A 13818-nucleotide genomic window follows, 5' to 3' on the forward strand; every position below is an offset into this window, starting at 1 on the left:
ATTTTTTGAAAAGGAGAATCTATGAAACAAGTATTTGCTGAAAGAATGTCCTTGCTTGGTACAGAAACAGCGTTTGAAGTTTTGGCAAAAGCTAAAAGGTTAGAGGCTCAAGGAAAAGACATTGTTCATCTGGAAATTGGTGAGCCGGACTTCAATACTCCTAAGAATATTATTGATGCCGCCTGTCTTGCTCTAACTAGCGGATATACACATTACACACCCGCTCCGGGTATTCAAGAAGTGCGAGAAACGATCGCGGGATACATCCAGCGCCATAAAAACGTGACAGTATCCGCTGAGAATGTGGTTATTGTCCCAGGCGGCAAGCCCATCATGTTTTTCTCTATTCTTGCAACTGTGAATCCAGGGGATGAAGTTATTTATCCTAACCCCGGCTTTCCTATTTATGAGTCCGTTATTAGGTTCGTTGGTGGGAAGCCCGTCCCTATTCCTTTACGAGAAGAGAATCAGTTCCGCTTAGACGTTAATGAACTTGCTCAATTGATTACACCCAAAACTAAAATGCTCATTATTAATTCGCCGGGAAATCCTACTGGAGGAGTGCTGACAAACAGCGATGTCGAAGCAATCGCTGACTTGGTGCGAGGAAAAGGCATCCTTGTCCTATCCGATGAAATTTATGACCGTATTGTATATGGTGATTCCCACCCTCTCTCCATTGCTTCCTTGCCAGGAATGAAGGATTGGACCATCATTTTAGACGGATTCTCAAAAACCTTCGCCATGACGGGTTGGCGGTTAGGATACGGGGTGATGCACCCTGAGATCGCCGATCGGCTTGCTCAACTTATGGTTAACTCAAATTCTTGCACCTCTGCCTTTACACAAATGGCCGGTAAAGAAGCCCTCACAGGACCCCAAACTGACGTTGATCTTATGGTCGCTGAATTCAAAAGACGCCGAGACATTATGGTTAGCGGGCTAAATTCGATTCCTGGGGTTACTTGCCTATTGCCGGAGGGGTCCTTTTATGTGTTTCCAAATATAAAATTTTTCGGCAAGGACTGTAAAGAAATTGCGGACTATCTTCTGAACGATGCCGGTGTCGCCTGCTTAGGAGGTACCGCTTTTGGCTCGCACGGCGAAGGTTATCTCCGTTTCTCCTATGCAAATTCCGTAGAGAATATCCAAAAAGCTTTAGAGCGCATTGAAGCAGCTTTAGGCAAGCTCAGGTAGCCAAAACACGGACATTATAAAGAAAACTTGGCTGACGCTAAGCCTTGGCGAAGGCGTCTGCCTTAGTTGCCCTTATGCTTAAGAAAGTATACAACGGAGTTATACTTTCTGATTAGTACAAAAATGCTGGGGCAGAAGCGCCAGCGTTTTTGTTTGCTATTAGGAGTTTATTCTCAATTTTATAGTCCGTTTGTCATTATTTTCATAATAGTGGTTACATTTGAGCATTTATGTTATATAATCTCAATATACATAATTTTATCCATTTTTATGGGAGGAGAGTAATATGAGAAACAAACGAATTGTTCTATTCCTGGGATTGCTTTTAATCGCCATGGTTTCCTTTCCAAGTGTTGCATCTGCCAGAACCGATGAATATGGTTATAACGCTGAGGCCCGGACATTTAAAGGAACTTTGGACAATTGGGAAATCTTTATCAGGGGTACAGGTGCAGATCCCATCCCTTTTACTTGGCAAGACAAGGGCATCGTTTTTATTGAGAGAAAATGGGACAAGCGTTTTGACCCTATGATCCAAGGAAACCCACCTTCGAGTCCTGGGGCATGGGAAAAAGCTGAACTATGGGAATATTTAACTGACGATCAACTTGGCTGGACATGGCACCAGACTATGGAAGTTGTATATTCACCTAACACCCCGATTCCCAACGCAATTGCACTTACACCAGAAAGTATGGGATTCCCAGGTTTTTATTGTGTACAGCAAAGAGAGTGGTTGACAGGGCCTAATGGAGAGACGATTGAGTCTCAGGATTTTTCCCTTAAAAACCAACTCATAAAAAAAGCTCTCAAAGGACATGGCTGGAAGCATTAGCTTCCAGCCCTCTTTCTTTATTAGCTCATTCTCAAATACGTACAAGTTTCCCTCAAAAGCAAGAATTTCAGATTTTTATCCCACTTTTATCCCACAATATAGTGGAGGAAACAATCATTTTAGTGTAGAATTTAGTTACTTGGCTAAATAAAATGATACTAGATTCATCTAGTTCAAATACATAACTAAATATAAATCTCACGTATCTATTCTATACTAAGAGAGATTGGGTGGCTTAAGAAAGGGAGACGCATTCATGAATGAAATTGCCCAAGAGTTAAATCGCCAGATACAGCAGGAAAATCCGCATATTTATGAATTATTATCTGATCTTGGTAAGGATTTGTATTTTCCGAAAGGGATCTTAACTCAAAGTGCAGAGGCTAAACAGAAGGCTCATCGGTATAATGCGACAATAGGGATTGCAACCGAGCACGATCAACCGATGTTTTTACCCGTAATCCAAGAAACACTTATTAACTACGATCCTAAGAACCTATATCCTTATGCGCCACCTGCAGGGAAACCTGAGTTACGACACCTATGGCGTGAAAAAATGATCAAAGAAAACCCTTCACTTAAGGAGAAATCCTTCAGTAACCCTATCGTCACTAATGCTTTGACTCACGGCTTAAGTATTGTTGCCGATCTTTTCGTCAATGAAAATGACCCTCTGATTTTGCCTGATAAATTATGGGGTAATTATAACCTTATTTTCGGAATTCGCAGAGGTGCGAAAAGTATTACTTTCCCTTTCTACACCAAGGACGGAACCTTCAATACAGCGGGCATGAAAGAAGCAATACTTTCTAAGAAAGACCATGGAAAGGCCGTTTTGTTGCTTAATTTCCCAAATAATCCAACGGGATATACTCCGAATGAACAAGAAGCCTCGGAGATTGTCGATGCCCTGAGAGAAATCGCCCAACAAGGAATGAACTTAGTTGTTGTGACGGATGATGCTTATTTCGGGTTATTTTACGAGGATTCCATTAAAGAATCACTCTTTGCCAAGATCGCTAATATTCACCCTAGAATATTAGCCATTAAAGCAGACGGAGCTACAAAAGAAGATTTTGTTTGGGGATTTCGCGTTGGGTTTATTACTTATGCTTGTGAACATCCGGCTGTATTAACTGCTTTGGAAAACAAGACTTTAGGTATTATTCGCGGAACGATTTCCAGCGCTTCTCATCCCTCTCAAACGTTTTTGATAAATGCTCTTCAATCCACAGAGTTTGAAGCTCAAAGAGCTGAGAAATTTGAACTTTTGAAGAAGCGTGCTTGTAGGGTCAAACAAATACTTGATCAGGGAGACTACAACGATGCCTGGGGCTACTATCCGTTCAATTCCGGATACTTCATGTGTCTTAAACTTCAAGGAGTTAAGGCAGAAGCTCTGCGCCTTCATCTCCTTGAACACTATGGCGTGGGTGTTATTTCATTAGGCGATAATGATGTGCGTGTAGCCTTCTCATGTGTTGAAGAGCAAGAACTCAAACAGCTTTTTGACCTTATATATCAAGGTTTTAAGGACTTAATCGGCCAAAAAATCTGAAAATCACCTGATCACCCGCTTCACCTGAAATAACTCTTTTTAATTTTTAATAGAACTTCTAACATACTCAAAACAACGAACTCCGCACCACTCTTATCTTTTTGCAAGTGATGCGGAGTTTTTCCCTTATTAAGACAACTTCTCTAGTTTCAACCCTGTCTCATGGCCATTAAGGTTCTGTTTTTCTAAGCTGTCATCACTGATTTTCTCAATGGAGTCTGCCAGAGTCTCTTGTTTAATATAGTCCTCAAATATCTTGACGGCTTCAGCCATTTTCTCATCACTATCAAAGAATATTTTAATTCTGTCCATCATTTCGTAATCATTATTCTTTCTCATCTGCTGTATCTTGGAGACAAATTCCCTCGCATATCCTTCATCAATCAGCTCTTTGGTGAGTGTGGTGTCGAGGATTACGAACAAATTGTCCTCTACGGTCATCGTAAAACCTTCTTTGGCTGTGATATTAGTGATTACATAGTCCTTAACCAAGTCTACAAACTCACCCTCCACCTGGACGGAAACTGTTTCTCCTGCTTCTAATTTAGGCACGATGAAGGACGCGTCGAGAGCTGCCAGGGCTTTGCCTAAAAATTTTACTTTCGCTCCAAAGATAGATCCTGCTACTTTGAAATTTGGTTTTAAGCTAAAGTTCATATACTGGCTCAAATCCTTAGCAAACACAACTGCCTTAACATTAAGCTCCTCTTGGATTAAAGGGAGCATGTAAGCGATCAGTCGTTCATATTTGCCATCGATCAAGATCTGCTGGACAGGTTGCCGCACTTTAATTTTCACCTGCTCGCGAGCCGCCCTGCCTAATCCTACTAGATTTCTCACCAGATCCATTCTAGTTTCCAATTCGTTATCAATCAGCTCAGTATCGGCGACGGGATAATCAGCCAGATGAACGGATAGTTCGTCAGTCAGACTTCTGTAGAGTTCTTCAGAAATATAGGGCGCAAAAGGCGCCACCAGTTTGGATAGTCCTACAAGTATTTCATAGGTAGTATTATAGACTGCTTTCTTATCATCTGTGAGCTCAGTACCCCAGAAACGTCTGCGTGATCGTCTAATATACCAGTTTGAAAGATCCTCATTGACAAACTCCTGAATTTTCCTTACTGCTTTGGTTAGATCAAAGACACTCAGATCTAACTCAACGTTTCTGAGAAGACTATTATACTTGGATATAACCCATCGGTCGAGCTCTGGCCGATCCTCGTAGGCAATAAAGAATGCTCTCGGATCAAGCTTATCCGTGTTGGCATACAAGGAGAAGAAAGCATACACATTTCTCATGGTACTGAAAAATTTACTTTGTACTTCCTTAAGCCCTTCAATATCAAATTTAGTTGGAGTCCAAGCTGGGGATACATAGAGTAGATACCATCTTAAAGCATCCGCTCCATATTGATCAAACAGCTCAAAGGGGTTGACAGTATTTCCTTTGGACTTAGACATCTTATGCCCATTCTTATCTAAGATTAAATCATTAACCAATACTCGTTTATAGGGAGCAACTCCCTTAATAAAGGTCGAGATCACAAGTAAAGAATAGAACCATCCCCTTGTCTGATCAATGCCTTCACAGATGAAATCGGCAGGAAAGAATTGATCAAAGGTTTCGCTATTTTCAAAGGGATAGTGATGTTGGGCAAAAGGCATCGAGCCGCTATCAAACCAGCAATCTATGACATCCGTCACTCGAGTCATTACAGAGCCACATTTTGAGCATTTTATGTGAATATCATCGACATAGGGCCGATGCAATTCAACCGTTTCATCGAGCGTTTCTATTGAGTTCTCCATCAGCTCTTTTCTGGAGCCAATGGATGTGGTATGCCCGCAATCGCATCTCCAGATATTAAGAGGCGTTCCCCAATATCTGCTCCTTGACAAAGCCCAGTCATTGACATTTTCCAACCAGTTGCCAAACCTTTTTTCTCCGACATAATCAGGATACCACTCAACACGGTTGTTGTTCTCGACCAATTTGTCTTTGAATTTGGTTACTTCGATATACCAACTTGGTTTAGCATAATAAAGGAGCGGAGTTTGACATCTCCAGCAGTGCGGGTAATTATGCTCCATTTTTTCCTTTTTAAATAGTTTTTCTTCCCCGTGCAACCATTTGATGATATCTATATCCGCATCCATGACGAAGTTTCCTGCCCAGGGTGTCGTCACAAATTTCCCGGTTTCATTGACTGGTTGAAGTACCGGCAAATTATACCTGCGCCCGGTATTGTAATCATCCTCACCAAAGGCCGGAGCGGTATGAACAATTCCTGTGCCATCCTCAGTGGTTACATAATCGCCTAAGGTAATGAAAAAAGCCCTTTTATCCGTTTTTACAAACGGCATTAATTGTTCGTACTCAACAAACTCTAGCTCTTTTCCCTTGATTTCTTCCAGAACCTCAAACTCTTCACCCAACACTTTATGGGACAAGGTCTTAGAAACATAGTAGATCTCATTATTCTGTCTGACCTTCAAGTATACTTCTTGAGGATTCACAGTAAGTGCTACGTTCGAAGGAAGTGTCCAGGGAGTCGTCGTCCAAACTAAAAAGTATTCTTCAGCATCTTTTTTCTTAAACTTAACGAAGACAGTATTAGTCTTTATTTCCTTGTAGCCCTGGGCTACTTCATGGGAAGCCAATCCCGTTCCGCAGCGCGAGCAATAGGGAAGGATTTTGTGACCTTCATAGATTAAACCTTGTTTAAAAAACTGATCAAGAATCCACCACACACTTTCAATATAATCATTATTCAACGTGACATAGGGGTGATCCAAATCGATCGAATATCCCATACGCATCGTCATTTCCCGCCACTGCTTCTCATAGCTGAACACAGATTCTCGGCATTTCTGATTAAAATCAGCAATTCCATAGGCTTCAATTTCCTGTTTATTGGAAAGTTTAAGCTGCTTCTCAACTTCGATCTCTACAGGAAGGCCATGAGTATCCCATCCAGCCTTTCGCTTAACTTGATAACCCTGCATGGACTTGTAGCGGCAAACTGAATCCTTTAAGGTTCTGGCTATCACGTGATGAATTCCCGGTTTACCGTTGGCCGTGGGAGGTCCTTCATAGAATACGAAAGGTGTTTTACCCTCCCTGATTTCGATGCTTTTATTCAGGATTTCATTCCTGTCCCAGAAATCTGCTATTTCGCTTTCTCTTTTGGCTACCGACTGATCAGACAAAGGTTTAAAGTTAGACATGATCATCTTCCTTTCATATGAGTTGGATTGAACAAATAATATAGGGTAAATAACATCAAAAATCCCTAAGTCTGTGACTTAGGGACGAATTATCGCGGTACCACCCTTTTTATTAATGGATTGCTCAAATAAGCAATCCATTAATCGCTTAAAACATGTAACGTATGCCACACGGGGCAACTTAATTATTTCAGCCACCCAACTCCAAGGTGATCTTCGTAAAAGACCTTCGTCATAATCTTTCAGCCTAGGATTATGTCTCTAAAAGCCAAGTCCTTTATTACTGTCCTCTTCATAATTGATATCAATATTAATCTCATTTTAAAATACTCAAACGTATAAACATCATATTCCAGGTAAGAGAAAATTCCAAGAGCACAAATCTGTATTTAATCCGATTGTTTTTGATCATTTCGATTATCTTATTGTACCCTATAATCACCCGGTGAGTAAAGTTAGTTTAAGAAATTTGGACGTAATATAGAAAAATTACCAATATAATAAACCTATTAATGGAGATTCAATTATTATCAAAGTTTAACTAAAGGTATGGTGAAAGTAAAGAGAAACAAGGAGGACAAAAAACGAACTCCGCACCACGTTGAAAGTGATGCGGAGTTGAAAGGCCTACTCTAAATTTTACTTGCTAAAAATAGCATCTTCCTGAGCCTGGGTAATTGTGCCGTTCGTTACGAGAGCATCCAAAGCTGTTTTGGCAGGCCCTTGCTTAAATTCGCCTTTGACTGTACCTGTCTTCATACCCGATGTGACCGCGCTTTGGATAGCTGTTTCTTGATCCGAAGTTATTGTTCCGGCAGTAACGAGACCATCCAGAGCAGTTTTAAATAGGTTGGAAGCTCCTTGCTTAAACTCACCTTTTGTTACTCCTGTCTTCATTGCTGTCGTCATCGCGTTTTGGATAGCCGTTTCTTGATCCGAAGTTATTGTTCCGGCAGTTACAAGACTATCCAGCGCAGTTTTAAATACGTTGGTTGGACCTTGCTTAAACTCGCCCTTTGCCACACCTTTCGTCATACCTGTTGTGAGGGAGTTTACTATAGCAGTTTCCTGATCTGTGGTTATTGTTCCGGAACTCACGAGGCCATCTAGAGCAGTCTTAAACAGGTTGGAAGCTCCTTGCTTAAACTCACCTTTTGTTACTCCTGTTTTGACAGCCGATGTCACCGTGTTTTCAATAGCCGTTTCTTGATCTGCAGTAATTGTTCCGGCACTAACAAGACTATCCAGGGCCGTTTTAAATCCGCTGACCGGTCCCTGTCTAAACTCGCCCTTTGTTACACCCGTTTTCGTACCTGATGTGAATGCGTTTTGGATGGCAGTTTCTTGATCCGAAGTTATTGTTCCAGCAGTAACAAGACTATCCAGTGCCGTTTTAAATATGTCGGAAGGTCCTTGCTTAAGCTCGCCTTTGGTCGCAATTGACTTCATTGCCGTTTCCAGCACGCCTTGAATAGCTGTCTCTTGATCCGAGGTTATTGTCCCGGCAGTTACGAGTCCATCCAAAGCGGTTTTAAATCTATTTGCAAGTCCTTTTTGGAAGTCGCCCTTTGCTGGGCCAGACTTCTGTCCTGCAGAGATTGCAGTTTGTATAGCGTCCTCCTGAGCCTGGGTCAGAGTGCCTGATGATACTAGGCTATCCAGATGGCTTTTGAACCCACCCTTAGCATCGCCTGTAAGTGTTCGAGAAAATTTCGAGGCATGTACGAAACTATTGTCTGTCGTAGCTGCATAAACAGCTGTTGCCGATAGAAGGGTTGTAATAGCAGTCGCTATTACAATGGTTTTTGTTTTACTCATTCTCTTCATTATTGAAACCTAGCACCTCCTTAATATTTGCAGTAACTCAATCTTCTGATGAAAATCAGAGTTATTGCATAGTAGTAATTTACTACTTTTTTAGGTTAAGGATATGTGGTTCCTATGAATAAAGTATGGTATCTTTGTGAACAATTTGTCAACGGTCATTGTTTCAATATAGTCACACTAGCCTCTGCTATCTCCAACCATTTAAATAGCAATAGTTTCCTGAGTTTTATTTCAATGCCTGAGTATCCCTTTGCTACACCAATTCTTGGTGAACAATAGATTTTTAGTGACTCTATTTCGTGAAGATTAAATTTTAAAAGTTCATCGGCCCGTGGCTGACGCAAATAGATTTTCGGTTCGTAACCACCTGTTACGCGTTCTGCAGAACAAGCTCATCCACCCATTGATGGAATTGATTTCAGATCAAGAATTATTGAAACAGTTCTTTTTTGAAGGTACTGGATTGTCTTTGAATCCATTATTATCATGAACTCACCCCTAACACGTTTCCTTATCAGCAACGAGACTTATTTACATGAACTGTCCTCTGAGAACAAGATTCCAAAGTTATCTAGAAAAAGCTTCACCAAACGAGGATCGAACTGGACTCCAGCACATCGATTCAATTCTTGACAAGCCTCTTGAGGGGTTTTTTTACGTTTATACGGCTGATCATGGGTTAAGAGATCAAAGACATCAAGCATTGAAATAATTCGAGAAATTTGAGGGATTTGTTCTTCTTTCAGGCCATAGGGATAACCCCCTCCACTCCATTGTTCATGAAATGCCAAAATGGCCTGGGCTAAAATCGGTTCTCCGATAGAATGGGCCATTCTGTAGCCGATTTCAGAACATTTACGCATAATCTTTAGTTCATCTTCAGTTAAAAAGGTTGTCTTCCGTAACAGTTCGACAGGCATGGCGGCTTTGCCTATATCATGAAAACGAGCGAGCGACAGCAGATGAACAATTTCCTGAGGGCTTAGTACTAAACCTGGCAGTTCTATAAATCGGCGAGCTAAGGCGTCAATCCGGGCGTTATGCTCGTTATAGGTAGGGCATTTCGTTTGCAAGACCTTTTCTACGTTGAGTACGATCGTTTCCATAGTTCTCTTTCGCTCAATCAGCTTATTACTGTACATTACACTATCTGCCACGCCGATGAGGCTGAAAATGTCTGTCTCCCAATTGTCTAGCGTAGCTGCACCTAAAGAAGCGCTTAAATTGACAGGATCTGCCGGAAGGGTCCTAAACATTTCCATAATCTTATTGCAGATCCTCGAGCAAGCTTCCTGATTGGCGCCGGGGAGTATCATCATAAATTCATCCCCACCCCATCGAGCGACAATATCGCTCTTTCGACAACAGGTAAGGAATACTTTAGCAGCTCTGGCAATTAATTTGTCTCCTGATTCATGTCCAAATACATCATTAACAAGCTTCAAAGCATTCAAATCGGCCATGACAATACTTAAGGGAAGATTAGAGTCAAGTTGAAGTTGAGGAATAATACTTTCCACATATGCTCTGTTAAAAAGTGAGGTCAACTTATCGTGATAACTCAAATATAAAACTTGGTCTTCAACTTTCCTTTTTTCCGTGATATCCGTAAGAATAACCATTAATATTTGAGTCTGCTCTTCTAGGTCATCGAAAATCATTTTGTACTTAATATTGATATAACTCCCACGAATCTTAAGCAAATTAGGAAGTTCACTTAAACAGGATAGCTGTTCTTCCCCTTGGTGAAGTTCAAAAACCCTATGTAAAACATCAGCAAGTAGTCTATTTTGTTCTTCGTTTTGACTGCGTAGAAGTTCCAATATATTTACATGTCCGATCTTTCTGTTAAATATTCTGATACATTCCGAACTATGCTCTTTATGAACAAGCAAGTCTTTGCCGAAGGTCAAAAAGCCCTGATCCGAATGATCCAGAAGGTTTTGTATTTCTCGCTCTCGTCTTTTTAGATCCCTGCTTTGCACATCGCTAATGCTGCACAGCCGCCGGGTTATGTTAATCAAGCGGCAATATTGGTCAGTAAGACTATCAAATTTGGTAATAAGTTCAGCATTCGTCGAATCAGTTTTCTGTATATACTCTTTTGCCTCATGATATATCGCCATTTCATCTTCAAAGATATTTACGGTCGTTCTATATTCTTTTATCGGTATCACCCCCTTTTTTTAACCTTAAAATTTATTAATAACCTAGAATTAACTTAAAACAATTTCAAAGGGGAAGGTATAATCCTCCTGAAATTCTTCAGCACATTCTTGTTCATATTCATTCTCTTCATTACAGAACCATTTTAAATCTATATTCAAGCCCTTTTCATAGGCCTCTTCAAGGGCATCGAGAAACATCATAATGCACTTTGAACTACTTGTATTTATATAGGTTAATCCAAACTCCAGCAAAATTTTACTGGGGGCCTCTGACAAATAGACTTTTAGCCATTCGATAATTGGCTTAAAAAATCCAAAAGAATCTTCGGGATAGGATTGTCCCTTTATTAATAACAAACCCTTGTCCGGATCAAAATCTACAAGGGGTGTGCTTTTTGATTCCTTGATAATTAACCTCTCCATCATATTTCAGCTCCTAACTATTCACATTGATTTGGAAATAAGATAACTCATCGTTGATCCGATAATTCTGATACTCGAGAGGTGTCTTGGCCTTCCGGGCCATATGAATCAAGCCTAACCCTGCACTTCGTTCGTTTTCCTGAAACCCTTCATTTTTCATGACTTCTTTATAAAGGCTTTTCAACTCTGCTGATCCAAGCGAGTTAAGGTGATCAATCTTTTGAATGAGAGGTGCCAAATCGTTGTTGTCAATAATATTCCCGGAAGTCACAAAAAAACTGTCCGCGTTCCTACCTATTGTAACAATGCTCGATTCTAAGAGTTGTTCATAATATTTATGGTTTTTATTGGCTTGATTATAGTTAATAATATTTTGGGCTTGCTCTACGAAAATTGAGATTACCTTCATGGGATTTTGCTTTGTTCCAACACCTTCACTCATTTGTCCTTTGATGGAATCGCACGGCTGTTCGACAATCCCCTGCGAGAATTGGCCTGAGAAGCATATCAAAACACGATATTCTTCAAGTGACTTTTTTAGATGCTGAAGATGGATCATCCAATTTTCCCTTCTTTCTCAATAAAATAATTTAAAATTCTATTCCTACAACGACAATATCATCTCTCTGTGGCTCCTGCCCCTGATAATCAGTAAGTACTTTCTCCAACCACTTGCCTTGCTCATAAATCGAAAGTTTTAAAGTATGAGAGATGTTTTTTCGAAACTTGCTTTTGCCAAAAGAATAATCGTGAGAACCGCCATTCTGATCAACATAGCCGTCTGTCGTCAAATATACTCGATCTCCGCGATTAATCCGGACCCCTGCGTCAAACATATCCTCATCAAATGAAGATTTAATATAACCAATGCCGCTCTTATGACCATCGTATACGGTTACTTGACCAGATGATGCTACATACATACTCATTTTTGCTCCTGCGTACAACAATCTTCCCCTATTATCATAACTCAAAACAGCAGCATCCAGGCCATCGTCGGTTGAATGGTCCCCTTTTTCCTTATTTAGCGCATCTTTTAATTGTCTGTTAAGTTCCTTAATGATTACAGCTGGACTCGGAATTTCGTTCTGAGACATAATATTGCTGAGAATTGAGTTGACGGCCATCGTCATTAACGCCCCCGGAACACCGTGACCCGTGCAGTCACCTACTACCATAACCCAGCCATCGTCTGTCTCTCTCAACCAATAAAAGTCCCCACCCACAATATCCCTTGGTCTCCATAAGACAAAATGATTGGCTAGAATTTTTTGAAGATATTCAGACGAAGGCAAAATAGATTCTTGGATTGTTTTGGCGTAATAAATACTTTCTGTCATTTTCTTGTTCTGTGCCCGTATCTCTGAAGTTCTCTCTTGAACCTCCTTTTCTAATTCAAGATTTAGTTGAACCGATTTCTTGTAGGGATTGGCGATTCTGGTAGAAACGACATAGAAAACAATGATTAAGAAAATCAGGACCACGGTGATGCTCACGAAGGTGCTGATCATGATGGAATTAAGGAATCCCATAGTTTCTGAGCGATCTATTTGAAAGATCAATATCCAATTGCAAGATGTGAGTTTTTGAAAGATCAGATCCTTTTGTCCACTTTGATCTTGATAACTGATTACAGTAGGTTTATCTCCGCTTTGAGCAGCGTCGTTCTTAATTTCGTTTGATACTTTGTCAGGTAAATAATCTTGGAGACGGCCCCCGCTTTGTTCAATGTCTTCTGAAATACTGATTTTACCGTTTGTATCCACAAGCCATAAATTGCTCTTGTCACTGATCTTGTAATTACTAAATTCAGTGGATATATCTTGAAGGTCAACTCCTACTCCGGCAACCCCTGCCGGCTCATGAATGTCGCCCATGAGAGTATCGATCCACAGGTTCGTTTGATTAAGTACATTGTTATGGTCAATATTTAGGGTTATTTTTTGCCCAGAAGCCAATGTCTTATAAAACCACTGATCTGCAGTGTCATCTTTATTCATAGTATCTGTAAGTAAATTGGAATTTGTCCAATAATGACCAGTCTTACGGTTGGTAAAAAACACTGTGTAGTTTAGGGTTTTGGCAACATGGGTCATTTGCTCGATGAACAAGGGTTCGAATTTTTTATCGGTTTCCCCGTCCTCAAACCATTGTATGACTTCAGGATTATCGGCAAGAATTAGAGATGTCTCCTTGGCTCTATCGATCCTCTCATCAATTTGTGTAGAAATAGACTTTAAAATATAGACGAGATCCTGTTTCTGAAGTTTATCAATCATGGCTTTTTTAACGATAGCATAACTGGAGATTCCTGTTATCAAGATTGCGATGATAATAATACTACATGCGAAAAAGATTACATTCATAGTACCCTTGTTGACAATTTTCTCATATTTACCAAATGGGGACTTTTTCATAGGCATTTTGACCTTTCTCAGCAAATTAACACCTATCACAATTCGCCAAATCCTGATATACTCCTCCCTCAATAAATAAGAATTACCAATTTTCTCAGGGGCAAACAGCTTATTATTTAAGCTTGATTTATTTAAACTTTTAAAGACCGTCCCTGTACTGGA

General features: G+C 40.4%; 9 protein-coding genes and 1 other annotated feature. Of the genes, 3 read left to right on the forward strand and 6 right to left on the reverse strand.

Features of this window, described 5'->3' with window-relative positions; genetic code table 11:
* Positions 1 to 21: 21 nt before the first annotated feature.
* The 3 genes from VZF35_RS09335 to VZF35_RS09345 all read left to right on the forward strand — a co-directional run bounded on the left by VZF35_RS09335 (position 22) and on the right by VZF35_RS09345 (position 3590).
* Positions 22 to 1197: a pyridoxal phosphate-dependent aminotransferase gene (locus VZF35_RS09335; RefSeq protein WP_407313006.1), complete on the forward strand. Its 1176-nt coding sequence runs from the start codon at positions 22 to 24 to the stop codon at positions 1195 to 1197.
* A gap of 286 nt (positions 1198 to 1483) precedes the next feature.
* Entirely contained in the window at positions 1484 to 2032 is a 549-nt protein-coding gene (locus tag VZF35_RS09340) for a hypothetical protein (RefSeq protein ID WP_407313008.1), read from the forward strand.
* 256 nt (positions 2033 to 2288) lie between these two features.
* On the forward strand, positions 2289 to 3590 hold the full coding sequence (locus VZF35_RS09345; RefSeq protein WP_407313010.1) for an aminotransferase class I/II-fold pyridoxal phosphate-dependent enzyme: 1302 nt from the start codon (positions 2289 to 2291) through the stop codon (positions 3588 to 3590).
* A 129-nt stretch (positions 3591 to 3719) separates the two neighbouring features.
* Here VZF35_RS09345 and ileS read toward each other — a convergent pair whose 3' ends face one another.
* The 6 genes from ileS to VZF35_RS09375 form a co-directional block, all read right to left on the reverse strand.
* Positions 3720 to 6821 carry an isoleucine--tRNA ligase gene (gene ileS / locus VZF35_RS09350; protein ID WP_407313012.1) on the reverse strand — a complete coding sequence of 1034 codons (3102 nt, stop codon included), beginning with the start codon at positions 6819 to 6821 and terminating at the stop codon, positions 3720 to 3722.
* A gap of 77 nt (positions 6822 to 6898) precedes the next feature.
* Positions 6899 to 7126: a binding site (T-box leader), on the reverse strand.
* A 334-nt stretch (positions 7127 to 7460) separates the two neighbouring features.
* Complete coding sequence (locus VZF35_RS09355) at positions 7461 to 8639, reverse strand: hypothetical protein (protein WP_407313014.1); 1179 nt, start codon at positions 8637 to 8639, stop codon at positions 7461 to 7463.
* A gap of 536 nt (positions 8640 to 9175) precedes the next feature.
* Entirely contained in the window at positions 9176 to 10825 is a 1650-nt protein-coding gene (locus tag VZF35_RS09360) for a diguanylate cyclase domain-containing protein (RefSeq protein WP_407313015.1), read from the reverse strand.
* A gap of 39 nt (positions 10826 to 10864) precedes the next feature.
* A complete protein-coding gene (locus VZF35_RS09365; RefSeq protein ID WP_407313017.1) occupies positions 10865 to 11242 on the reverse strand; it encodes a DUF1987 domain-containing protein in 378 nt (125 codons plus the stop codon).
* Positions 11243 to 11252: 10 nt separating this feature from the next.
* Complete coding sequence (locus VZF35_RS09370) at positions 11253 to 11798, reverse strand: SiaB family protein kinase (protein WP_407313019.1); 546 nt, start codon at positions 11796 to 11798, stop codon at positions 11253 to 11255.
* A gap of 31 nt (positions 11799 to 11829) precedes the next feature.
* On the reverse strand, positions 11830 to 13695 hold the full coding sequence (locus tag VZF35_RS09375) for a SpoIIE family protein phosphatase (RefSeq protein WP_407313021.1): 1866 nt from the start codon (positions 13693 to 13695) through the stop codon (positions 11830 to 11832).
* Between the last annotated feature and the right edge of the window lie 123 nt (positions 13696 to 13818).

It is taken from the genome of Desulfosporosinus paludis, from assembly GCF_045689965.1.
GTDB classification, from domain to species: domain Bacteria; phylum Bacillota; class Desulfitobacteriia; order Desulfitobacteriales; family Desulfitobacteriaceae; genus Desulfosporosinus; species Desulfosporosinus paludis.